We start from the raw sequence: 25067 nt of genomic DNA on the forward strand, positions 1-25067 counted from the left end.
GAGTTACGAGAACTTAACAAAACTTGTAACTCGTAACTTGTAACCTGTAACTAAAATAATTACTTCATTCCTCTGTTCTTTAACATAGCATCCAGCTTAGGTTCCGCACCTCGGAAATTTGTGTAGAGAACCATCGGATCGTCACTATTTCCACGTTCCAACACGTTAGAACGGAACAGGTTGGCTGTCTTTTTGTCAAAGATACCATTTTCTTTGAAAGCTTCAAAGGCATCAGAGTCAAGAACGTTCGCCCAAAGATAACTATAATAACCGGCGGCATATCCACCTATGATATGGTTGAAATAAGTAACACGGTAGCGAGGAGCTATTTCGAGTATTAACCCAAGCTTATCCATGGCTTCTTTTTCAAAAGCAACTATATCTAAATTTTCGGTTTCAGTCAGGTTGTGCAAATTCATATCCAATAAGGCAGCTGCCAAGAGTTCGGTAGTCATAAATCCCTGGTTGAAAGTGCTTTGTGCCTGGATCTTCTCAATCAAAGCGTCGGGAATGGTTTCTCCTGTCTGATAATGTTTGGCATAAGATTTAAGAACTTCGGGTTCTGTAGCCCAATGCTCCATAATTTGCGAAGGAAGTTCAACAAAGTCGCGCACTACATTGGTACCCGATACACCAACATAATTACATTTGGTAAGCAGGCCATGAAGACCGTGTCCAAACTCATGGAAGAGGGTTTCCACTTCATCTAATGTTAATAGAGAGGGGGTATCGCCTACAGGCTTGGTAAAGTTGCAAACATTGCATACTAACGGACGAACATCTGCTTTTTGCTCTCTGAAATTGCTCATCCAAGCGCCTCCACTCTTTCCTGAGCGTGGGAAATAATCTACATAGAAGATACCCAATTGAGAACCATCGGCATCTTTCACTTCAAATACTTCTACATCCGGATGATATACAGGAATTCCACTAAGCTGGGTAAAGGTAATGCCGTATAGTTTATTGGCAACATCGAATGCGCCATTGCGTACGTTCTCAAGTTTGAAGTAAGGTTTCAGTTCTTCTTCATTCAGGTTATATTTGGCTTCACGAAGCTTTCCGGTGTAGTACCACCAATCCCAAGCTGCCAATTTTTCTTTTTTGCCTTCTTTATCCATTAAAGATTGTAGCTCTTTGGCTTCTGCTTTAGCTTTAGGAAGTGCATATTGCCAAAGGTTATTTAAGAAATCCATAACTACGGAAGAGTTCTTTGCCATGGTATTATCCAATACAAAGTTCGAATAGTTATCATAACCTATCAATTGTGCTTTTTCCAAACGAAGCTTAATTACTTTGGCTATAATCTCTTTATTATCATTGGCATCATTGTTATTTCCGCGGTTGATATAAGCTGTATAAACCTTTTCGCGCAAGTCTCTGTTATCGGCATATTGCAGGAACGGAAGGCGACTGGCATTATGCAAAGTAAATAACCATTTACCTTCTTGTCCGGCAGCTTTAGCTTCTTCGGCAGCACTTGCCTTAAACCATTCCGGCAATCCGGAGAGTTCTTCTTCTTTTTCTACAAATAGTTGAAAGGCGTTGTTCTCATTCAAAATGTTGTTGCTGAATGTAAGGCCAAGTGTAGAAAGTTCCTTGTTTATTTCGCGAAGGCGAGCTTGCTCTTCTTCACTCAAATTAGCTCCGGAACGTACAAATGATTTATACACTTTATCCAGTAATCTCTTTTGTTCGGTAGTCAGGTTCAGTTGATCTTTCTTCTGATTAACCGCGTCTACCTTTTTAAACAGGTCTTGATTCAGGTAGATGTTGTCATTATGCTCTGAAAGCTGAGGAGCAATAGCCATAGAAAGTTCAGTAAGTTCCTTGGTTGTTTCTGCTTCGGTAACATTAAAGAATACACCACCTACTCTGTCTAATGTGGGTGAGCTATTATCCAAAGCTACGATTACATTTTCGAATGTAGGTTCATCACTACTTTTTATAATGGCATCAATGTTGGCAGTTTGCTCTTCGATTCCTTTCTCAAAGGCAGGTTTGTAATGTTCTAACTTGATTGCTTCAAAAGGAGGAACACCATATTCGGTTTCAAACGCAGTAAAGAACGGATTATCCGTTTTGTTTGTATTCGTACAAGAATTCATCATTATACTACAGGCTACTGATAAAATAATTAATTTCTTTTTCATAGATGTTTTATAGAATATAGTTAGTTTATTTTATGACAAAAATCACATCTGCCAAAGCTGAAAACATATGTGGTTTACCTTTAAACTCAAAGGTAACTTGCAAGTCTTCAATCTTCTTATTTTTAAAGTTATCTAAGTATTCAACGATTGTTGGTTTTAATAAGTCTATATTTCGTTTTAATTTCCATGAATTATTAAAATCATCCGTATCTACTAATACAAGAAATAAACGGTTTTCTGAGCCAAAGCGCATTTCACCCTGGTTTTCATATAACCATTTTGCTAGCAACTTAGGGTTTTCCTGTGCCTCTTTTAATATTTGGATCTTTTCATCTTTTAGTGTTTGCAATGTTTGTCTACAGAAGTCATCATTACGGTCGCTCATTTTCTCTGTTATTTCGTAGAAAATGTCATTTGGTTTTGCACATTTATCATACATGACATTTGCTACCTTTGCCTTTTGCTTTAAGAAAGTAAGTTCCACAGGGAGTCCTTTTTCTTTCCGTTTCTGTTTAATGTATTCAGCAGGAAGATAGGTAACTTTTAAATCAAAAGGAATATCACCAATAAAAAAGTCAACACTTTTTATTTGTCCTACTGTGGGTAAAACCTCAGGATGTGATTTAAATATATTCTCAATCAAGATACTGCTCCAATAGTTATACCAACTATTCAACACATACCCTTGTACGGCTGGGTTTATTTCTGTTTCAAATTTTGATATTAAATGATCAAATGAAGGATTCTGTACTTTTACATACCTACTAACCAGATATTTATCCAGAGAGTTTTGATAATCGCCACCCCATTCAAAATTTTTAAGTTTGTACAGTTCTGAAACTAATTTCTGAATATCAATATTTGCAATCTGCCGATTGCTGATACACTTAATGTATTCATCCAATAATTCATGTGATTTGTCGATATTCTTAGAAAGCAAATCAAACAACAGACGAAAATTATCGCTCTGTTTTTTTAAGCTAATCTCATAACCTGTAAAATCCAGAAAGCCTTTTACCAATTCCACTCTGATAATGGATTTGAGTTTCAGCCACAATAACCCAACTCGACTGCAACTAAACTCCTCTAAAGCCTCGTTCCGGTGAAGGCTATCCCAATAATTAAAGTCTTCCATACTCTATATTTACAGATAATGATGTAAGCGACTCTTTGGCGCACAAACAAATAAGATCTCTTTACTACCTGCTACGCTACCTTTACCACCTCTACCATTATGATATGTTTTATATTCAATCTTCACATCACGAAATCTTGAAATCATTTTTTCAAATGTTTGAATATCCGGATAGCTACGATTATTATAACTTATCAGCCAATATGGAATATCGTTCGATGCTTCAAACAACTTTTCGAAAGAAGTAATTATTTCACTTTTCTTATCAAAACCACTATATTTTTGCGGTTCATATCGTCTTATTCCATTAACAAATTTTTTGTCCCTCCAATATTCTGTATAAGTTTCGAGTAAATGATAAAATCCTTGATAATCAGCATGGCTATTGCAATAAGGTGGATCAAAATAAACTAAATCTATATTTGATAATTTCGGCAATAAATCCAAAATATTCTCATTAAAACTCTGGTTATCTTTCCCATTATCAAATATGGCATTGTTATATTTAGGCAAAAGCTCTGAGAATATTTCTTTTATTGGTCGAACTAAACTTCTATTTCGTTTTATTCTCTCAGGATCGCTAGCATAAACCAAAGCTTGTGTATGCCCAAAATGTCCCATTGTAATTTTTCGAGTCAAACTGCGATTCATAACAGCAAAAGCAAGTGCTTGCTTATATTGACTATTTAGTAAGGGAATATTGGCTCTGAAATTATCTATAAAAACAGACTCCTCTCTCTTAAAGAATACATCAGTAAAAACATCTTCCATTAGAGTGAAGTTATCCTTTTTCGGTGCTTCTTGAAATAGAATAGCTAAATCGTCTGCGTTTAATTTTTCCGACTTATTTTCGATTAACGCCTTACCTATTTGGGTATTGAAATTTAAAAAATCATTTGCAATAGTTCTTAAACCTAACTGTTTGAAAAGATAGCCAACTGATTGAGAGCCGGCAAAAGCGTCAAGAGCTACATCAATATCTTTAGGGATAAACTTATTAATCCACGATAAATGAGTGTGTTTTGCCCCCAAATATTGTGGCTCAGGAAATTGGTAATCAAAATATCTATAGTTATCGAACAGCATGTTATATCTTTAAATCTACAAATTTACAAAAAGTTAAGGAACAAACGCTATATCCACTATCAATATCATATATGTCATCCATTAATGTTTGGTTTTAGTAGACAAGGATTCCTTACTTCCTTTTAGATATATAACACCACATCGGATAATGGTCGGAATCCTTAATTGAACGATCGACCGTACAATTATAAGCTTTCAAATTTTTACTCATTAATATATGATCGATCCGGAAGTAGAATTTATTTCGATTGAAAGAGATACCAAGTCCGCTACCTGACTGACTAAAAGCATCATTCAGCTCTTTGGTTAACAGATGATGCGGATAAGATAAAGGAGAATCATTAAAATCGCCACATACAATAACTGATTTATGAGGAGCGTTCTTCACCTCCTCCCGGATAACCTTTCCTTGTTTTCCTCGAATAGCTACTGCTTCCTTTAGCTTCCCAAGAAGATACCTGGCTCCACGTTTTACCTTGGCACTTTCGGGAGATTCAATCAGGTTCTCATACAGCTTTCTGTCTTCTGTTGTTAACTTGTTGGATTCCAGGTGATTGTTTATTAAGGTAATAGTGTCATTCCCTATCTTTATTTCATAAACCACAGAGCCATTACTATCACTTTCATACGAAAGCACTCGGTCGGAAAGTATCGGATATTTGGAGTAACAGGCAATACCATTATTCTTTAATTTCCCAAGCTTGTGTATCCTTCTGTATGGATACTCTTTCAACACATCATTTATGTTTTCCTGTGTGAGGTATTTCCTGTTCGATGCAGGCACAAACTCTTGCAGGCAAATAATATCAGCTCCACTGTTTTTGATGTAAGCCAGAATGGGGCTTTTCCCGTCAACCTTTTCCATTGTGTTGAAGTTCATCACATTGTAGGTTAGGAGTTTGATGCTATTTTCGGGAATGTTTTTGGTTCGTATATTAACAGGTATGTAAGCTCTTATCTGAGGAAAGCACAATAATAAAGCCACCAAAGGCACTAAAGCCAGTTTATAGCGAATCGGCAACCAGAAGACTAAAAAGCAGACGTTTACAATCAGGAATATAGGAAAAATCAATCCCATACAGCCCAGCAATGGTACTTTCGCAGGATTCATGTAAGGGCTATAAGCTGACAACAAAAGCAAGATAATAAAAACAACATTGCCTGTCATTATCAGGAGAATAGCTATTTTCCCCAAACTTTTCATCTTCTATTTCTTACTTGCGTCAAACAAACTTTTCTTTTCTTCGGTAGTAAGACTGTTATAACCAGACTTTTTCAGCTTATCCAGAATTCGGTCTATCTCGTCCGAACTCTCTTTTTTGCGGGCGTTGTAATCATAGTCCATATTCCGGCTATGGTTTACTTTCATCTTTGCTTTCTTGGGTTTCTTCTCCCAAGTATCTTTACTGAACAAACGAATAATTCCATCGAATAGTTTATTGATCCAGGAGGTTAAATCGGCTCCTTTGCTTAAGCTTGCAGCAAACCAAATACCGGATAAAGCTCCACCAATATGGGCTATGTGTCCTCCTGCATTGCTTGCCAGTCTTTGAACGAGCTCAGGATTCGTCATATCGCCAGGAACCAAAAATACCAGATCGAGTATAATAACTCCAATAGCCAGATATTTTAGTCGTACCGGCCCGAATAAAAGTAAGTTGATACGATAATCCGGCGCCCGATAAGCGGCAGCCGCCACAATGGCGAGTACAGAAGCAGATGCTCCTACCATCACCGAGGATTCTACCACAGGCTCAAAATACGGGAAAACATTAAAAGCAATCATATAGAGCAACCCGCCACAAAGTCCTCCAAAGAGGTAGAGTCCTCTAAGATGTTTGGAAGAAAAGAATTGCAGGAAGATATTACCAAACCAATACAGCCACAGCATATTAAATAATATATGCAGAATACCGGCATGCATAAACATGTAGGTAAATAACGACCAGGGCTGATTCAGGAGATTTGTAAAAGAAGCCGGTAATTCAAACCAACTAAAAATAGAATATGCGCTTCTGTTGAACAGCAAAAAGCCGACAGAAAATAGAGACATCAACAGAAAAACACCTACATTGATGTAAATCAGTTGAATTGTTATATTACCTTTTCTAAAGTTATTCTTCAGATTATCGAAAATAGGTTGTCTCATTGTCATTCCTTCCTCTTCCTTGCCAATACATAACTCCCTTCTTCTTCCAATAAACAATTAAGAAGAATCCGAATATCATACCTCCCAAATGGGCGAAATGAGCCACATTATCTCCCGGATTATTTGCAAGACCCATCAGTAACTCTACTACGGCATATCCTATCACAAAATACTTCGCCTTAATTGGAATTGGCAAGAACATAATAAATATTCGTTCATTAGGAAATAACATACCGAAGCCAAGAAGTATGCCAAACACAGACCCCGAAGCTCCTACGGTTCTCCAGTAATTCAGATATTCACCAACCAGCAAAGTCGATCCGTCGGGTATTCTTACATGCGTTTTAGGATAACCGGCGAATAATGATTCAAACTCGATATACTGTACCAATTCCTGTATCAATCCGGCACCCACACCACATACCAAATAAAACAGCAAGAAACGTTTACCACCCCATACCTGCTCAAGCACGCGTCCAAACATAAATAGAGCAAACATGTTGAATAATATATGCGAAAAACCTCCATGCATAAACATATAAGTAACTAATTGTGCAGGGTTAAAGTTATCCGCCTTAAAGAAATGCAATGCCAAGTATTCGTTAAGGTCTATTCCATACCCTCTCGCTACATAAGTAGCCAGGAAAAACAAAATATTTATTATGATAAGATTCTTAGTTACCGGGGGCATTGTATTCATCATACCTTCTATCTCAATTTTTAGTGTAAATCGAAACAAAAATACAAATAAATTCTGGTCAATACCGGAAAAAGATTCTGTATTTATTCTTTTTCAATAATTTGACGCACTTTTTTGATAAATCTATTTGATATTTTAGTTTGTTAGTTATATATTTGTGTGTATAGGATCTCGTTCTTTTAATAATTATATCATTTTAATCAATTTACTGAATTATGAACAAAGCAGAACTTATCAGCGCAATTGCTGCAGAATCGGGCTTAAGCAAAGCCGATTCAAAAAAAGCATTGGATGCTTTTATTGTTAGTGTAACCGATACCTTAAAATCTGGTGGAAAAGTGTCTCTCGTAGGCTTCGGTACTTTCTCTGTAGGAAAAAGAAGCGAAAGAAGAGGTATTAACCCAACAACCAAAGCCTCAATTATTATTCCCGCTTGCAAAGTAGCTAAATTTAAAGCAGGAAGCGAGTTGGCAGCAGTTATTGAGTAATCTAAGATTGAAAGTAAAATAAAAAATAGAAGAGCACCGGGTAAGAAGGTGCTCTTCTTTTTATTAAAACCTTGATGTATCATTCGGGTCCTCGCTCGCTTCCCGGTTGAACTTAGCGCCCCCACTAAAATAGAATACGGCTCTCAGCATAACCTGACTAAAACTTCTTGATGTTCGGATGTTTCTAACTATATTACTATAATATCGGGTCAGCTCAAACTTTCTGGAATCGAATACATCTTTAGCAGTAAGCGAAATATTCAAATTCCGGTTTTTTAAGAATTTACCACTCAACCCCATATCTAAATAGGCGTAGGATCTGTCGTCGGTATATAATTGTTTGGAATTAATCATATAATTACCACGCCATTCTCCACTATATACTTTTACCATTTCAACCTATATGCCTTTACCCTCTCAACCTACACACCTTGGCACTCTGTAGGCATATATTCACAAGATACAAAGGTATATACCTAAGCAGTCTGTAANCCTTTGCAACCATTAGGTGTACACTTAAGCGACCCTTAGGTATATACCTTTGCAACCATTAAGTATACACTTAAGCAATCCTTACAAATACATCTATATTAATAAGGTACGCGCACCTATGTTTATCGCAATCATATACTTGATTGTACCAAATAAGAAGAACTGAGAATTCAGTTTGGTCAGACCTAACGAGGCAAAAGGTCGGACCTAATTATTGAAAAGGTCCGACCTAATGTAGCGTTAAGTCTGACCTTTCAGCAGAACCGGTTTCATATTGAAATCACTCCACAAACAAACAGATTTATAAAAAGCTGAACAATATTACACCAATAAACATTAGTTTGCGCAATACACATTTTCGTTTTGCCGCAAAAAGTTCTCCCCATCAGTACTGGTCGGTAACAAGTTTTGCAGCAAAACGAAAATGTAAATCAGTTAAACCTCTAAATAGATTTTATAGAAGATGGCTATCCCTTATGTAGTGCGGAAGAAAGTATTTCTTTGTTTGCATAAATACCGAAACAGTGTTCAAAGATTGTTTTCATATCAAATGTAGTATCCTTTTGAAATGTCCGGTTTGTGTGAGTTAATTTCCGGATACGATCCAGTCCCCATATTTTAAGGTTATTGCCTGCTTGATTTGAAGCGCTTACTTCCGCCGCCAGCAGATACCACCTGTTTCTAAACTCGCGCAAAGCATACGGTTGCACTCTCCTTACCCTTCGAGAATCGGGAGTGGTGTATTTATCATACTCAATCTCTATTTCCACCGATTTCCGGATGGCATTGATTAGTTCATTAAAGCGACGGTTCAAAAAAGTTTTTGCAGAAAAATAAAGAGTCTGCTTAAATTTTGTTTCTTTTTATTTGTATCTTCGTTCATACATCCTCAAATTCAATACTATGCATACAAAAATACGATTTGCCACATTCTGCCTGATTCTTTCTTTATTCTCTTTAAATACACAAGCACAATCTTATGACGAGCTTTGGTTGGAAGCCATGAAAGCCTCCAGAATGCTTCCACAAACATATATATCCATCACAGAGCAAATCCTCCAAAAAGCTTTAACTGAGAAAAACTCTCCTCAAGTGCTTAAAGCGTATACGGCAAAACGTATGACGCAAGAAGAACTATCGCCCGATAGCATTTATTCAAATTTAAAATTTATGGAAAAGTGGGCAGCAGAAACCAAACAACCCATTGATGCAGCCATTTTAAATACAATCCTTGCATACGGCTATTGCCGGTATATAGACAAAACAGAATCTTACGGAAAACCATCTAAAGAACTCTGGCAATGGAGCAGCCAAGCACTTATAGAGAAAGCTATTAGCCATATAAACGCTGCTTTGCAAAACTCCGAAACGTTATTAAATACCCGTACCGAAGACTACGAACCATTTACGGCTAAGGGAGACTTTGGGCTCTACTTCGATCATGATTTATACCATATTCTTTTTTTCTACTGTATGGAAGCAGCTCAAGAAGCTGCCTTGGCAGATAAAGATGTTTACCCCTTCATAAGCGAATGTTACAACAAGGCGATTGATTTATATACCCAAAGAAAGAATAAAGATGCTGCCTTATTGCTTATGCTGGAAAAGATTAAAGGAGAAAATCCACCTTTGCTTTACCAAAAGATTCACTCGGAAAGCTACTTAGAAAGCCTGGAACAACTGATTACCGACAACCACCAAAATGAGTTGATTGTAGAAGTGTACATAGCAAAGATTCAAGAGCTCATAGAAAGAAAAAGAAACAAAGAAGCCCTGCAAATATGTAAAGAGCTACAAAGCAGATTTCCCGATTATAAACGCATCCCGGCTGTGGAACGGCTAATATTAAAAATTACTCAGCCCGAACTGAATATTCATTTCAACCAATCTGCCTATCCCGGTATGCCTTTTGCGCTTAATATTACTTATTACAACCTTGATAAATTTAATATTCACTTATATAAAATCACATCCAACAATAAAGAGGAACTTTTTAATATAAAGCATTATGACGAAAGAACATTTACCAATTTACCTTCCGAGAAAATAAGTACGCAAGAAATCCGGCTAATTAATAAAGGCGATTATATTAATAAAGACACCACCATAACCATTCAGACCCCTCCGGAAGGCCTTTATCGCATAGCCATAGAAGCCAACGACCGGAAGGGCTATAAAACCGAAGAAGAAATACTAACGGTTCAAAGACTAAAAATACTATCTCGCCATCTGCCCGATAGCTTACTGGAGGTATGGGTAGTAGATGAACAAACAGGAGAACCGGTTCCGGATGCCACAGTGTATTGTTATCAGGCAGAAAAAGGAAAATATCAGGAAAAAGAAGTACTGAAAACCGATAAAACCGGTAAAGCCCAAGTGCGATGGGGAAATCTGACATATATAAAAGCAGAAAAAGGAAACGATACCCACATGGCATTGCTGAATATCCGCAGATATGGAACAGGCACTCAAGAAAAAAAAATCGGCATAGAACTATTTACCGATCGGGCAATATACCGCCCGGGGCAAACGGTGTATGTAAAAGGAATTGTGTACAATCATTCACCCAAAATATCTGTAATAAAAGGAAAAGAGCATAAGGTTATTCTTCAAGATACTCAAGGAAATACAATTGCAGAGAAAATACTGAAGACAAACGAATTTGGCTCATTTGCCACAGAGTTTACACTCCCAACCGATGATTATAAAGAAGAGTACTACCTGAGATGCGAAGACGGAAGCGCTTATATTAAGGTTGAAGAATACAAAAGGCCATCATTCAACATTACATTTCTTCCGCAGAAAGAAGCCTATCGGATAGGCGACTCCATATTAGTGCAAGGCAATGTAAAAACATTTAGCGGAGTTCCTATCGAAGAAATATCCGTGCATTATCAAATTACGGGTGATAATTATAACGGAGTACCTCTCTTTAAAGCCGGTGAAGTAACCTTAAATAAAAATGGAGATTTCTATATCCCAGTACACTTGAAAGCAGACGTCAATGGAACAGGAGAAAGGAAACAATTCTCCATTAAAGCAACAGCAACCCACATCACCGGAGAAACACAAACATCAGAAACACGAAAGTATGTAAAACAAAATTTCTTCACCTACAATTCTAATTTCTTTGGTTGGATTAATCGCGACGACAGCATAAAAATTGCCATACAAACCACCAACTGGGATGCGCAACCGATTAAAACCACCGGCACCTATCAGATTTGCCCTTATACCGATTATAGTGCAAAAACAACTGCACAGCCGGTTCTTACCGGGAGTTTCGTTTCCGGCACAGCAATGAACCTGAATGAGTTAAAAGAATATCCCTCGGGAGCCTACAAAGTAGTACTAAAAGGAAAGGATGAAAAAGGACACGAGGTTTCTGATGAAAATACGATGATATTATTCTCTCTTAAAGATACAAAACCCGTTATCCATTCCCATTTATGGACTTATGTAATAAACAAGAATTATGACAAGAAACAACCTATATCATTCATTGTAGGCACCTCCCAAAAAGATGTATGCCTGCAAATGGATATTGTCAGCAAAAAGAAGACTCACGATAATCGGGTTATTCATCTCTCGGACACCCTGCTTCGGTTCGATTTGCCTTATAAAGAAGTGTATGGAGAGGAAGTCACTGTACACCTCTCCTTTGTAAAAGACGGAAAAGTATATAATAAAGATATTGATTTCAAGAAAAAAACTCCATCTAAAGATCTTAAACTATCTTGGGAGGTTTTCCGCGACAAACTTAAGCCCAGACAGGAGGAAGAGTGGAAACTCAGTATAAAAGATGCGAACGGAAAACCGGTGCGTGCCGAACTATTGGCCATGATGTATGATGCCTCTTTAGACAAAATAAGAAGTTATAACCGAAACTGGCAGATGCCCTGGCACTACCGATACAACAGGCTACCACATCTCGGTTGGTATTATAACAGCCATCGCTTTAACTCGAATCGGGTTGACGTTAGATTCGAAAACACAAGTTATATCAAAATACCTTCTACGGAATATGATCATTTTTGGAATAGAAATATATTAGGCGGAGAGTTTTATGGCAAAAGGGCATTAAGCATTCTGGCATCATGCACAACTGTATCTCGCTCTAATTTCTCTGCCGATACCAGCAACAGCGAATCACTACAAAGTGTATTAGGAAAAAAGGAAGATGGCAACAATAAGAACGGCGACACAGCACCCTTAATTCTTCGTTCTGATTTCAAAGAAACAGCTTTCTTCCATCCATTTCTGCGTACAAATAAAGAGGGAGAAACAGTCTTTTCGTTCACCCTTCCCGAAGGTTTGACAAGCTGGAGATTTCTTGGATTTGCACATACCAAACAGATGCAAACAGGTAGCATCGAAGGTCAAATCATCTCTCAGAAAGAGTTTATGTTAACTTCAAACATACCGCGTTTTATTCGCACAGGCGATGAAACTACGCTTACGGCAGCCGTAACCAACCTGATGGAGAAAGATGTATCCGGAATAGTTACATTCACGCTATTCAATCCGGAAACAGAGGAGGTGATAGCTACTCAACAAAAAGACTTCACCACTGCATCGGGTAAAAAGAGCACGGTAACTTTTCCTTTTACCCCTACTGATGAATACGACTTAGTAGGTGTTCGCATGATTGCTTCCGCAGAGGGCTTTAGCGATGGAGAACAACACCGCATTCCGGTATTGAGCAACAAAGAAACGGTGGTCGAAACCATGTCTGTTACGACTCAGGGAAAGCAAACATATCAGTGTTCACTAACTCCATTGCTGGAAGGAGATACGCTTGCAGCAAAGAATCGCCGCCTCACCATAGAATTTACCGGAAACCCGGCATGGTATGCCGTTCAGGCATTGCCTACACAAACAAAACCGGCTCAAGAAGATGCCATCTCTCAGGCAGCCGCCTACTATGCCAACACACTTACTGCACATATCGCAAAAACTCAACCGGATATACAAACCCAAACCTCCACTATAGCAAAGCTGAAGAATTTACAGTTATATGACGGATCGTGGACATGGTTTCAAGGCATGAAAGGCAATCAAAGCGTTACTTGCCGGATAGTAGAAATGTTGCTACGCTTAGAATCCATAACGGGCGAAGCACTCCCCGATGAAATACTCACCATGCGAAATGCTGCCTTTAGGTATTTACATTCGGTGATTCGCAGTAAATACAGGCAAAAGATTGTGGAAGAAGAAATAAAGAAGCAAACAATTTACCCTCTTTCCTATCAGGATATAGAGTATTTGTACCTGATAGCCATATCTAATGATACCATCCCCAAAGAGAATGAGAGCATATATAACCATCTCATGGCTAAGATCAGCAATGTCGATTATTGTAGTTTTGTCCGACCACTCAGCCTTAAGGCAAAAATTGCCATCACTCTTTATAAAGCCGGAGAAAAGGAAAAAGCGCACGCACTTATTGCCTCGTTGAAAGAATATGCCGTACAAACGAAAGAGCAAGGGATGTACTTTGCACTAAAAGGCTATTATGGCTACTCTAAGGATATTAAAATTCCAATGCACGTGGCCGTTATGGAAGCCATAGATCTTATCGAAGGAAACACCGAAGTGATTGAACAAATGAAAATATGGCTATTGAAGCAAAAGCAAGTGCAGCAATGGGACTCCCCGATAGCCACCGTCGATGCAATTTATGCGTTATTGAATAGGGGAGAGAATCCGCTTGACAATCAAGGAGATGTAGAGCTTCAATTGGGCAATAAAACAATCTCAACCAAACCGGCAGACAAAAACAAAATGCCCGGATTATCTTATATAAAAGAGGTTGTTGACGATCCTGTTCTACTTGCCAACACAAAGTCTATTACTGTAAAGAAGAAAGACAATGGCTTGGCTTGGGGAAGTATATCTATGCAATCTTTAAAAAGCATCCGCACCACCTTTAAAGATAATGAAGCTTTAACTATTAAGAAAGAACTCTTTTTAGAAAAGGTATCGGAAACGGAAAAGAAACTTATTCCCATAACCAACGAAACCTCTTTAAAGGTAGGAGATAAAGTAGTGATTCGCCTCACCCTCTTTACCGACCGCCCGATGGATTTCATTCAGGTGAAAGATCAACGGGCAGCCTGCTTCGAACCGGTTGAGCAAAGCTCAGGACATAGATATGCAGGAAAGGTTGGTTATTACAAAAAAACAAAAGATACATCTACTCTTTTCTTCCTCGAATCAATGAATCAGGGAGCTCATTTATTGGAGTATAGTTGCTATGTAAATAGATCGGGCAGCTATGAATCCGGGTTAGCAAGTGTACAGTCAACCTATTCTCCCGAATTTGTATCATACGCACCTTCGGAGAGAGTATATGTGGAGAAATAATCAGATCATTTAATACATTTATTCTATGCATACAATAAAAACAACACTACCATTCCTTTTATTTCTATTCTATTTATCTGCCAAAGCAGACATTGCTCCTAATCCAATATCGGCACCCAACCTAAGCCCTCTTGGTTCAACTTCTGTACGAATGGTATCGGAAGTCGTTTCGGTAGATCTTTATAAAAACGGTTCTACTGTTGAGGTTCTTTTTGAAATGAAAAACCTTGGGAAGACAGAAACCGTAGAAATAGGATTCCCCATTATGGACTTCTACTATGGTTGGCAGAGGTCTTTATTTATTGGACAAAAAAACGAAGGCGATCGGTTTAAAGTTTGGGTAGATAATCAACCTATAGAGGATGTCAAAATAGTTGGTTTCGATTTTTACGAAGTAAGTAAGTCCAATAAACCTCTCCATGAATTGAAGAGAGATATTCTGAAAGAAGACAGTATTAAACAAGCAAAATTAATTGGGAAGCCATCGGAGGAGGTTGTAATTGGAGATATGGCCGATCTTTCAATTACCCCCTGGTACATTTGGCACACCACATTTCCGGAAGGAGAAACCCGTAGGATTAAGGTGCGCTATTCTCTGCCGGCCGGAGCCAACAAGCAATCTAACTTTTTCAACTACTTGCTACATACAGGCGCAGGATGGAACCAAACGATTGGCAAGGCAACTATTCGCGTAAAAATACACGATATTCCCCAAAAAGAAATACAGAAGATAAAACCTTCGGGATATAAGAAGAAAAACAATGTGGTTAGCTGGACTTTTACAGACTTCGAACCCACAAGGAAAAACGATATTTATATTTTCTACGATAAAGAATATCCGCTCAACAAAAGAAACACTTCGGAAGCATTGATTTATCTTGATAATACAAAGGAAGATCTTGGTAGTATTGATACTCAAGAAATTGCATCTATCCGGATTGATAAAGATGATAAACTGAATTTCCCCAATGGAGTTATCTTCATGCGCAGCAAAGAGTATGAATTTACGCTCGTCAAAGAGTTTATCCGAGGATATTCACGTCCGATATTCAAAGAACTCGCCTGCATAAGTACAGACGATTATTACAAAAACTACAGCCTAAAAATAAAGGACTCTCAAAAGGAAGTAGACGCTTCTTATGATGATTTAGATGCTATAAGAGATATTATCCAAACAATTAATATACGGCAAATGAAAAGTGGCCACAAACAAATTGTTGTTAGGAAGAAAGAAGAATGACGCAACTTTCTAAAACAAGGTTGCGTCATTATAGATTCGTTCGTATATTACTTATATGTCATTACTCCCTTTTATCTGTATTGGGGCGAGTTGCGTACTAAGTGTTTCGCCATTTTCTTTCTTCACAGATATCGTGAATGTATAGGTATCTGTGGTTTCTGGTGCGCTTGTAAGCTCCAGAATCCACGTTGCACCTATTGTCACAATTTGTGAGAAATCTATTTCATCTAAACGAGAACCCACAACAGCAGATGGAAATGCAAGAGAATAATGAGGTGCTGTATCAACTTTGTATATATTATCTCCGACAGGCTGCTTGTATGAATTTGCTATCACAAGATATGGATTTTCAAAATAACATCGAAATAAGCTATTAAGATTTGTTCCGGCGAGCATCAATGCAGAGAATGATTTATCACAGGTAATTGTCATACTACTTACAGATGGATCTGTTACACTGGCATCACAAAGTACTGAGAGTGGATAGAATGGAATTTCACAAGCATTATCACCCAAACCTGCAACAAAATCTCTAAAGTATCTGCCTTCTGGTGTATCCTCTAATGTAGCACTTATTCCATGACCTTGCACAAGTGGTACGGGATGAACCACAAAAGCAATTCCATCGGAAACAGCATACATACAGTCAGCTTGTGTCTTTTTTACTTTGGTATAGTATATATATTTTTCAGCTTCATCAACCTCAAAATTATAATAGAGATAAGAGTCCAAACTTTCCATAGGAATAATTTGCTGTATATATGAAGTTCCCACTCGCGGAGGGTAAGTGTATGGTGTATCTCCGCTATTATTATCGCTACAGCCAACTAAATTCACAGCCATTGCTACTGTTAGTATTTTATATATCCACTTTTTCATAACATCAAATATAGTTATTTTCTAATGAATGGTAAGTAGGTATTCAGAATTAGTTTATATCATTACCCCCCCTCCGCCCTTTGGGCACCTCCCCCTTGCAGGGGAGGAGTCGATGCCGCAGGAATTCCTCCCCTGCAAGGGGGAGGTGCCCAAAGGGCGGAGGAGGATTTTCTCATACTATGAATTAATTTTGGTATGCTTTTCTATTGATATGAATGCCCGATGGGCATTAGATGTGCACACCATATTGCATTCACTTGCCCGTAGGGCATTCATATCAATAGAAAACAAATTATACAACCACAAATCCCCGTAGGAGGATTCATTGATAATGAGTAGATGATAACAAATAGTATAAAGTAATCATGCACCACAGAGTACACAGAGGATTAAATTACGATGCCACAGGAAAATTAAAGCTCCGTGTCCTCTGCGTCCTCTGTGGTGAGTTATTAAGTAAATGAATGAAACCTTTTCCGCACAATCTCCTCCATTATCGGCTATTTTCACTAAATTTGCGCTCTGATAATTAGGAACAACCATGAATATAGAAGAAAAACTCATAAATTCCGTTATGAACGGGATAAAGACACTTTACGGACAGGACGTAGCTGCCGCACAAGTGCAATTGCAGAAAACGAAAAAAGAATTTGAAGGACACCTTACATTGGTTGTTTTCCCTTTCCTTAAAATATCAAAGAAAGGCCCGGAGCAAACAGCGCAAGAGATTGGAGAGTTTCTTAAGAATAACGAACCGGCTATTGCTGCCTACAATGTAATAAAAGGCTTCCTGAACTTAAGCATAGCATCCGGCGTTTGGATAGAGTTATTAAACACCATCCATGCCAATGAACAATATGGTATCACTACTGCTACGGAATCATCGCCTTTGGTGATGATAGAATATTCATCGCCTAATACCAATAAGCCTCTTCACTTGGGGCATGTGCGCAACAACCTATTGGGTAAAGCACTGGCTAATATCATGGAGGCCAATGGTAATAAAGTGGTGAAAACCAATATTGTAAACGACCGCGGTATACATATCTGTAAGTCGATGTTGGCTTGGCAGAAATTCGGTAACGGAGAAACACCGGAATCATCGGGCAAGAAAGGCGACCATTTAGTGGGCGACTATTATGTGGCTTTCGATAAACATTATAAGGCCGAAGTAGCCGCACTGATGGAAAAAGGCATGAGCAAAGAAGAAGCCGAAGCCGCCTCACCCCTTATGAACGAAGCACGCGAAATGCTTGTGAAGTGGGAAGCCGGTGATGCCGAAGTACGCGCACTTTGGTCGATGATGAACGCTTGGGTATATGCCGGGTTTGATGAAACTTATCAGAAACTCGGTGTAGGTTTTGATAAAATATACTACGAATCGGAAACATACCTCGAAGGAAAAGATAAAGTACTGGAAGGATTAGATAAAGGCTTTTTCTACAAAAAAGAAGATGGCTCGGTATGGGCAGATCTCACTGCAGAAGGACTGGATCATAAGTTACTGTTGCGTGCCGATGGTACTTCCGTATACATGACGCAAGATATTGGTACTGCCAAACTTCGTTTTGACGATTACCCTATCAACAAAATGATTTATGTGGTAGGAAATGAGCAGAACTATCACTTCCAGGTATTATCTATCTTGCTCGACAAATTAGGTTTCGACTGGGGAAAAGGTCTTGTGCACTTCTCTTACGGAATGGTGGAGCTTCCCGAAGGAAAGATGAAATCTCGCGAAGGAACAGTAGTGGATGCCGACGACTTAGTAGAAGAGATGGTAAGCACTGCCAAAGAAACCTCTCAAGAGTTGGGTAAACTGGATGGCTGCACCGAAGAGGAAGCCAACAACATTGCCCGTATTGTAGGTATGGGTGCTTTGAAATACTTCATCCTGAAAGTGGATGCACGTAAGAATATGACTTTCAACCCGAAAGAATCTATCGACTTCAATGGCAATACCGGTCCGTTTATTCAGTACACTTATGCACGTATTCAATCTGTTTTGCGCAAAGCTAATGAAGCCGGACTTACTATACCAGCAGCACTGCCCACAGGAATATCATTGAGCGAAAAAGAAATGGGATTGATACAAATGGTAGCCGACTTTGCTACGATTGTAAAACAAGCCGGAGAAGACTACAGCCCCTCTATCATTGCTAATTATATTTATGATTTAGTGAAGGAGTATAACCAATTCTATCACGATTATAGTATTCTGCGCGAAGAGAATGCGGATATTAAGATCTTCCGTATAGCCCTATCAGCGAATATAGCGAAGGTGATTCGTCTTGGAATGGAATTACTGGGGATTGAGGTTCCTAATAGAATGTAATTGAGGGAATAAACTACATCACACTTCAACGAGGAAGCGATTAATATTTCGCTCCTCTTTGTTGAAGTCTACACCAACTTTTACTTTCTCCCGAGAATCCATCGCATAGGGTTCGAGATATCCCCTTTCATTTATTTGCCGAAGAGCTTCTTCGGCACTTCCATTTAGCTTAAATTCAAAGACATAAATACGATCTTTGGTTTTCACCACAGCATCGGCACGCCCTTTGGCACTACGTACTTCAGTTTCAACAAATTGTCCCATAAGGCGAAATATCAAATAAAAAACAGCTTGGTAATGTCTTTCGGTTTGATCGCTCAGTTCATAAGGGATACCTGCAAAAAAGGCTTTGAGACGCTCAACGAAGGAAGATACATCACCAGATAAAAGCTCCTTTACAAAATGACTGATATGGAAACCTGTTTCATCATTGGTGACTTTTGTATAATAGGGCACTAAGAATTTTATAAATCCATAACGCACCTCATCATTCGGAAAAGCCAATGTGTACATTCCAAACGTCTTTTCATAGTCTTTTATGGTGAGATAACCACTTTGATAAATCATCGGAAGCGGATTGTTGGCATCTACACGATATTCCGAGAATCCGTCTATATCTACCTCTACGCCATCAATCAATAAACGCAAATCATAATCGCTCTGCTTGAGTAAATCTACCAGATAGGTTGGTGTACCGGTTTGAAACCAGTAATGACTAAACGCACCCGATTTTAAGGCATTTAATACACTGAATGGGTTAAACATCCCCTCACCTTGTTGATGAAAGTGATAACCATCGTACATGGCAGTCATCCTATCAACTGTTTCCTTAAATGTCAGCTCATTGCGCTTGCTTAATCTCTCCAATTCCGGTTGGAAAGTATCTGTCAGTTCTTTAGAGGTTATGCCACATAATTCGGCATAATCTTCCCACATACTGATATCTTGCAACTGGTTCAGGTCGCTGAACACACTGACTTGGGCAAACTTAGTAACTCCGGTCAGGAATACAAAACGCAGGTAGCGATCGGCACTTTTCAGTGCCCCGTAGAAGGCTTTGAGGGTTTGTTTATATGCTTCGGTTAGTTCTTCGTTTAATATGGATTGAAGCAAGGGCTTATCATACTCATCAATAAGCACAACTACCCCCTTCCCGGTTTGTTCGTATGCACGGCGAATGATGCCACTGAAACGGGTAGAATACGAATCTTCACTCTTATTAGCACCATATAATGCTTCCCATTGTGCTAAATGATACTCCAATATAATGCCTAAACGTTCGGGAGCATCATACTTCTCGGCATTCAAATCAAGATGCAGCACAGGATATTCATTCCATTCTGTTTCCAGATGCTCAATGGCCAAACCTTTGAACAAGTCTTTACGACCTTGAAAGTAAGACTCGAAAGTGGAAATCAGTAAGCTTTTGCCAAACCGCCGGGGGCGACTCAGGAAATAAGGGGTTGGGGTAGAAGCCAACTGCCAGATCAATGCAGTTTTATCAACATACAGACACCCCTCTTCGCGGAGTTTTTCAAAAGTCTGTATCCCTATGGGAAGCTTACGTGATACTGTACTCATACGCTTACATACCCTCCTACCTTCTTATTTCTTCAGTTCTTATTTCTTCTTCGCAAACCGTCCTCCCCGTTTAGGAGCAGTGGCTGCTTTCTCTTCCTGCAATTTGATAATATCCATGCAGGTAGCCAAGTTCAAATCTTGCGGAACCACAGTTTTAGGTATTTTATAATTGGAGCCCTTATAGGCAATGTACGGGCCATAACGACCGTTCAGGATTTCAAGTTCCGGTTCTTCTTCAAACTTCTTTATCACTTTTTCGGCCTCTGCTTTGCGTTTGGCGTGAATCAGTTCAATAGATTCTTCCAGTGTTATTTCCATAGGATCCGTACCTTTAGGAAGTGATACGTATTTGCCGTCATGGCGTACATAAGGACCAAACTTCCCTATTCCCACAGTCACTTCTTTTTCTTCGAATTCTCCCAGGTTACGAGGCAATTTAAACAGATCCAACGCTTCTTCCAGCGTAATGGTTTCCATAGAGAATCCTTTTCTCATTTGAGCAAAGCGTGGTTTCTCTTCATCGTCGCTCGAACCAATCTGAACAACCGGACCAAAACGACCGATTTTCACTGATACGGGCTTACCGGTTCCGGGTTCCTCGCCCAATATACGCTCTCCTACTTTATGTTCCGACTTAGTGGCTAAGGTTGACTCTACGGATGGATGGAAACCTGTATAGAAATCCTTCATAATAGCTGTCCACTCTTTTTCGCCTTCGGCTACTTCGTCGAACTCTTTCTCGACGGTGGCCGTAAAATTATAGTCGAGGATGTTGGGGAAATATTGATTCAAGAAATCATTCACCACAATACCTATATCGGTAGGGAATAATTTCGATTTTTCGTTACCTACCGTTTCTTTGCGGGTGGCATCTTCTATTTCGTTCTTTTTCAGAGAAAGCACATTGTAAGAGCGTTCTTCGCCGGGTTTATCTCCTTTCTCCACATATTCACGTTGCTGAATGGTAGAGATGGTAGGAGCATAAGTTGATGGACGTCCGATGCCCAACTCTTCCAATTTACGCACAAGGCTTGCTTCGGTATATCGCGGAGGGCGTTGTGTGAAACGTTCTGTGGCAGAAACTTCCTGATAGTTCAGCTCCTGACCTTTTTTCAAAGGAGGCAACAGATTGCTTTCGTCTTCTTGTTCTACGTCATCATCAAAAGATTCTTTGTATACCCGAAGGAAACCATCGAATTTAATTACCTCACCGGTAGCTACAAACTTATCTTGTCCGTTGCTAAGGCCAATGGTAGCGGTTGTTTTTTCTACTTCCGCATCTGCCATTTGCGAGGCAAGGGTGCGTTTCCAGATCAGGTCATATAGTTTCTTTTCTTGTGCGGTACCTTCTACATTCTGATTGCTCATTACAGTAGGGCGAATGGCCTCGTGAGCTTCTTGCGCTCCTTTGGTCTTCGTTGCATAATGGCGGATTTTTACGTAATTATCGCCCATCAGTTTAGTAATGGCATCTTTACTTCCTGAGATTGCATCTTCCGAAAGGTTCACCGAGTCGGTACGCATGTATGAGATTCGTCCTGATTCATAAAGTTTCTGCGCCACCATCATGGTTTGAGCTACGGTAAAACCGAGCTTACGAGCTGCCTCTTGTTGCAACGTAGAGGTAGTAAATGGAGCGGCCGGACTCTTTTTCAGCGGACGGGTAGTAATATCTTCGATAGTATATGCCGCAGATTTACAAGATTCGAGGAATGTTTGTGCTTCCTTCTTGGTTTTCAGACGACGGCCAAGTTCTGCTTTCATTTCTACGAACTTACCATCTGTATCGGGTACCAGGAAGATAGCGGTTACTCTATAAGAGGCTTCACTCTTAAATGCCTGTACTTCTCGTTCGCGTTCTACAATCAGGCGCACGGCTACCGACTGTACACGTCCGGCAGATAGTGCGGGTTTTACCTTCTTCCACAAAATCGGAGAGAGTTCAAAACCTACAATACGATCGAGTACGCGGCGTGCTTGTTGGGCATTCACCAAATTAATATCTATGGAACGTGGATTTTCTATTGCCTTTTGTATAGCCGTTTTCGTGATTTCATGAAATACGATGCGTTTGGTTTTAGTCGGGTCCAGGTTCAATACTTCAGATAGGTGCCAAGAGATGGCTTCTCCCTCGCGGTCCTCATCGGAAGCGAGCCAAACCATTTCTGCATCTTTAGCCTCTGCTTTTAATTCGGCTACCAATTTCTTCTTCTCTGCGGGTATTTCATACTGTGGAGTAAAGTCATTCTCCACATCAATACTAAAATTTTTCTTCTTTAAATCGCGTATATGACCGTAGCTGGAAAGCACTTTATAATCTTTCCCCAAGAATTTTTCAATCGTTTTAGCCTTTGCAGGAGACTCTACAATAACAAGATTTTTCTGCATAACATATATTTTATCAGGCGGCAAAAGTAGAAAAAAACATCATTCTCACCTTATAATATATAGAGTTTCTACTGTTTTTTGCAAAAAAAAGAGTTTTTTACGAGTTTATGATGAAGTGCTACCTAAAATTTGCCGGTAGCACTCTCTTTAATTGTCAGTAGCATTTTACTCAATTGCCAGTAGCATTTCCTCCAACTGTCGATAGCTAAAATTTGAAACTTAAACCACCAAGGAAGTTAATGCCCGGCGAAGGATAACTTAAATAATAGTCATACTCTTTATCAAGCAGGTTCGAAACACGGGCATAAACAGATATATCTTTGAAAAGGCGATAGGTGGCACCAAGGGTGAGGTTGTTGATGGAGGAGGGTTTATAGCCCGGATACCAACACCAACCAGGAGGGTTACCATGTCCAGCAGTACCTTGTTCTTCAATAATACTCTTTTCGCCGGTTTCCTCTCTCTTCATATATTCATAACCGATAGCTATATCTAATGCTGGTATAGGCCGAATATTTAGTTGAAAGTTCAATTCGTGAGTTGGTTTTATTAGTAGTATTTCATTTCTTGTATACTTCCACCATTGTACATCTTCTATTCCGATATAAGAATGCCATGTTTTCTTTCCTTCCTTCCAACTATAGAACTTTCCTCCTAAAGATACGGACAACCAGTCTTTATAGTCATAATTAAATTGTGCACCTGCATAAAAATTACGAGTGTCTATATTCGACATGAATATGTAAGAGGAGTTATCATATATCATAGAAGGCGTATACATTTCTGTTATTATAAAATCTTGTCCATAACCTAAATCACTCTTAATCTTTTGAAACCCTCCATATATATTAAGCCAAAAGCCATTAAATGGGCTTGCTTTGAATCCTATATTTGCATTTATTTGCTCAAAACCGTCTTCAAGTTGGTTAGCATGAAAGAAACGTATGTCATCATTATAAAATGGATACGATTCAATCAACATTCCATAAGGATTAAATGACTCCAGATTACGAAAATCATTTCTAATTCTTCCTCCTGTAGCTTGCGCATAAAGTATGTATTTATCTGCAAAAATATAGTTTACCTTTACATCCGGAGCTATCTGTATCTTCTTGCCAAATCCAAAACCTAAATCAATATTGATGCCTGCTTTTAAGTTCCAATTTCCGTTTGTGTACTGATAATAGGGTTTTAATGCCAAAGAGGAACCATTCTTATATTCATCAAAGTTATAGAATTTATTCTCTAATCTTCCGTATATACCAACAGACTGAAATTCATCAATGCTTGCCCATACATCAGCATACGTGTGCAACATATTTTCTGTTATATTATCCTGACTGGGCATGGGAATATCATAATATTGAAAATCGCTATCGGCTTCGTCAGCATAGTAATAGCTTGGAAATTTATTTGCACGCGAGTAGTTCAAATACTTCATCCCTGCTTTAAACTGAAGAGGCAACTCCTTATCAGTTGAAGCAATATCAATACCTATATCTCCCGAAGTAAACTTCTTACGATTGACAACATCAACCTGTTTCAGTTTGAAATTACTCAAACCAAAGTTCCCTGTAACATTCATATCTAAACACGAGAACTTATGCAAATAGTCTATTCCTGCTTTGGTCTTATAATAATGACGATCCCACTTTTTATTAAATGGCAAATCTACTTCTTCATTTATCCCATCCATCGCAAAAGACAAATTCAGTTTATCTATTGCAGAAAGATTGAATAAGTAGTTGGCTCTAACATCCAGACTACCTTTGGTGCCATAACCTAAGCGAACATATCCCGGTTTATCTTTCTCTTGCTTTTCTTTTCCTGTATAGGCATCCATGATACCGCCCGGAATGGAGGTCGACGGATTAATCACTGCATCATACTCTACCTTGCGAGGAGTAACTGTCAGCTCGTCTACTTTGGGTACTACGTTTACTTTGCGAGCATCCATGATGTTCGGATTATACTCCTGTTCTACTACTACAGTACGATTTAATGTAGTATCGGGCTGGGTTTGTGCCTGTGCCATTAACGAAACACAAGCAGCTATCATTGTAAGTTTGAATCTCATA

The 25067-nt window shown here is 38.9% G+C and carries 16 protein-coding genes; 4 read left to right on the forward strand and 12 right to left on the reverse strand.

Features of this window, described 5'->3' with window-relative positions; translation table 11 throughout:
* Window positions 1–59 precede the first annotated feature (59 nt).
* From D0T60_RS10325 to D0T60_RS10350, 6 genes are all read right to left on the reverse strand, one after another.
* Window positions 60–2150, reverse strand: a complete 2091-nt coding sequence (locus D0T60_RS10325) for a M3 family metallopeptidase (protein ID WP_163218107.1) — start codon at window positions 2148–2150, stop codon at window positions 60–62.
* Window positions 2151–2175: 25 nt separating this feature from the next.
* Window positions 2176–3285 (reverse strand): hypothetical protein, encoded by a 1110-nt coding sequence (locus D0T60_RS10330; protein ID WP_163218108.1) that lies wholly within the window; start codon window positions 3283–3285, stop codon window positions 2176–2178.
* A gap of 9 nt (window positions 3286–3294) precedes the next feature.
* A complete protein-coding gene (locus tag D0T60_RS10335) occupies window positions 3295–4371 on the reverse strand; it encodes a DNA adenine methylase (RefSeq protein WP_163218109.1) in 1077 nt (358 codons plus the stop codon).
* A gap of 112 nt (window positions 4372–4483) precedes the next feature.
* Window positions 4484–5575, reverse strand: coding sequence for an endonuclease/exonuclease/phosphatase family protein (locus D0T60_RS10340; protein WP_163218110.1), 1092 nt, complete (start codon window positions 5573–5575; stop codon window positions 4484–4486).
* Between the two features lie 3 nt (window positions 5576–5578).
* Entirely contained in the window at window positions 5579–6520 is a 942-nt protein-coding gene (locus D0T60_RS10345) for a rhomboid family intramembrane serine protease (protein WP_239059540.1), read from the reverse strand.
* Window positions 6498–7220, reverse strand: coding sequence for a rhomboid family intramembrane serine protease (locus D0T60_RS10350; RefSeq protein WP_163218199.1), 723 nt, complete (start codon window positions 7218–7220; stop codon window positions 6498–6500). The genes D0T60_RS10345 and D0T60_RS10350 overlap by 23 nt, the downstream gene beginning before the upstream one ends.
* Before the next feature lie 215 nt (window positions 7221–7435).
* On the opposite strand from D0T60_RS10350, the gene D0T60_RS10355 reads away from it, so the two are divergent.
* Window positions 7436–7708 (forward strand): HU family DNA-binding protein, encoded by a 273-nt coding sequence (locus D0T60_RS10355; protein ID WP_163218112.1) that lies wholly within the window; start codon window positions 7436–7438, stop codon window positions 7706–7708.
* Between the two features lie 63 nt (window positions 7709–7771).
* Here the strand turns inward: D0T60_RS10355 and D0T60_RS10360 are convergent, their stop codons facing one another.
* The gene (locus D0T60_RS10360; protein ID WP_163218113.1) at window positions 7772–8101 is read right to left on the reverse strand and encodes an outer membrane beta-barrel protein; all 330 of its coding nucleotides are present in this window, start codon (window positions 8099–8101) and stop codon (window positions 7772–7774) included.
* Between the two features lie 566 nt (window positions 8102–8667).
* Window positions 8668–9015 (reverse strand): WYL domain-containing protein, encoded by a 348-nt coding sequence (locus D0T60_RS10365; protein WP_163218114.1) that lies wholly within the window; start codon window positions 9013–9015, stop codon window positions 8668–8670.
* 88 nt (window positions 9016–9103) lie between these two features.
* On the opposite strand from D0T60_RS10365, the gene D0T60_RS10370 reads away from it, so the two are divergent.
* On the forward strand, window positions 9104–14566 hold the full coding sequence (locus D0T60_RS10370) for an alpha-2-macroglobulin family protein (protein WP_163218115.1): 5463 nt from the start codon (window positions 9104–9106) through the stop codon (window positions 14564–14566).
* 25 nt (window positions 14567–14591) lie between these two features.
* Window positions 14592–15806: a hypothetical protein gene (locus tag D0T60_RS10375; RefSeq protein WP_163218116.1), complete on the forward strand. Its 1215-nt coding sequence runs from the start codon at window positions 14592–14594 to the stop codon at window positions 15804–15806.
* Window positions 15807–15857: 51 nt separating this feature from the next.
* Here the strand turns inward: D0T60_RS10375 and D0T60_RS10380 are convergent, their stop codons facing one another.
* Window positions 15858–16685, reverse strand: a complete 828-nt coding sequence (locus D0T60_RS10380) for a hypothetical protein (RefSeq protein ID WP_163218117.1) — start codon at window positions 16683–16685, stop codon at window positions 15858–15860.
* Window positions 16686–17226: 541 nt separating this feature from the next.
* Between D0T60_RS10380 and argS the strand changes: the two genes are divergently transcribed.
* The gene (gene argS, locus D0T60_RS10385) at window positions 17227–19020 is read left to right on the forward strand and encodes an arginine--tRNA ligase (protein ID WP_163218118.1); all 1794 of its coding nucleotides are present in this window, start codon (window positions 17227–17229) and stop codon (window positions 19018–19020) included.
* 18 nt (window positions 19021–19038) lie between these two features.
* Here argS and D0T60_RS10390 read toward each other — a convergent pair whose 3' ends face one another.
* From D0T60_RS10390 to D0T60_RS10400, 3 genes are all read right to left on the reverse strand, one after another.
* Complete coding sequence (locus tag D0T60_RS10390; protein WP_163218119.1) at window positions 19039–20601, reverse strand: ATP-binding protein; 1563 nt, start codon at window positions 20599–20601, stop codon at window positions 19039–19041.
* A 39-nt stretch (window positions 20602–20640) separates the two neighbouring features.
* Window positions 20641–22989 (reverse strand): type I DNA topoisomerase, encoded by a 2349-nt coding sequence (topA, locus tag D0T60_RS10395; protein WP_163218120.1) that lies wholly within the window; start codon window positions 22987–22989, stop codon window positions 20641–20643.
* A 205-nt stretch (window positions 22990–23194) separates the two neighbouring features.
* Complete coding sequence (locus D0T60_RS10400; protein ID WP_163218121.1) at window positions 23195–25066, reverse strand: TonB-dependent receptor; 1872 nt, start codon at window positions 25064–25066, stop codon at window positions 23195–23197.
* Window position 25067 lies beyond the last annotated feature (1 nt).

Source organism: Bacteroides sp. 224, from assembly GCF_010500995.1.
In the GTDB taxonomy this organism is placed as follows: domain Bacteria; phylum Bacteroidota; class Bacteroidia; order Bacteroidales; family Bacteroidaceae; genus Bacteroides.

Bases quoted from the DNA above. Each gene is read 5' to 3' on its own strand.
- D0T60_RS10325 (WP_163218107.1), bottom strand. From the start codon at position 2,150: ATGAAAAAGAAATTAATTATTTTATCAGTAGCCTGTAGTATAATGATG.
- D0T60_RS10330 (WP_163218108.1), bottom strand. From the start codon at position 3,285: ATGGAAGACTTTAATTATTGGGATAGCCTTCACCGGAACGAGGCTTTA.
- D0T60_RS10335 (WP_163218109.1), bottom strand. From the start codon at position 4,371: ATGCTGTTCGATAACTATAGATATTTTGATTACCAATTTCCTGAGCCA.
- D0T60_RS10340 (WP_163218110.1), bottom strand. From the start codon at position 5,575: ATGAAAAGTTTGGGGAAAATAGCTATTCTCCTGATAATGACAGGCAAT.
- D0T60_RS10345 (WP_239059540.1), bottom strand. From the start codon at position 6,520: ATGAGACAACCTATTTTCGATAATCTGAAGAATAACTTTAGAAAAGGT.
- D0T60_RS10350 (WP_163218199.1), bottom strand. From the start codon at position 7,220: ATGAATACAATGCCCCCGGTAACTAAGAATCTTATCATAATAAATATT.
- D0T60_RS10355 (WP_163218112.1), top strand. From the start codon at position 7,436: ATGAACAAAGCAGAACTTATCAGCGCAATTGCTGCAGAATCGGGCTTA.
- D0T60_RS10360 (WP_163218113.1), bottom strand. From the start codon at position 8,101: ATGGTAAAAGTATATAGTGGAGAATGGCGTGGTAATTATATGATTAAT.
- D0T60_RS10370 (WP_163218115.1), top strand. From the start codon at position 9,104: ATGCATACAAAAATACGATTTGCCACATTCTGCCTGATTCTTTCTTTA.
- D0T60_RS10375 (WP_163218116.1), top strand. From the start codon at position 14,592: ATGCATACAATAAAAACAACACTACCATTCCTTTTATTTCTATTCTAT.
- D0T60_RS10380 (WP_163218117.1), bottom strand. From the start codon at position 16,685: ATGAAAAAGTGGATATATAAAATACTAACAGTAGCAATGGCTGTGAAT.
- argS (WP_163218118.1), top strand. From the start codon at position 17,227: ATGAATATAGAAGAAAAACTCATAAATTCCGTTATGAACGGGATAAAG.
- D0T60_RS10390 (WP_163218119.1), bottom strand. From the start codon at position 20,601: ATGAGTACAGTATCACGTAAGCTTCCCATAGGGATACAGACTTTTGAA.
- topA (WP_163218120.1), bottom strand. From the start codon at position 22,989: ATGCAGAAAAATCTTGTTATTGTAGAGTCTCCTGCAAAGGCTAAAACG.
- D0T60_RS10400 (WP_163218121.1), bottom strand. From the start codon at position 25,066: ATGAGATTCAAACTTACAATGATAGCTGCTTGTGTTTCGTTAATGGCA.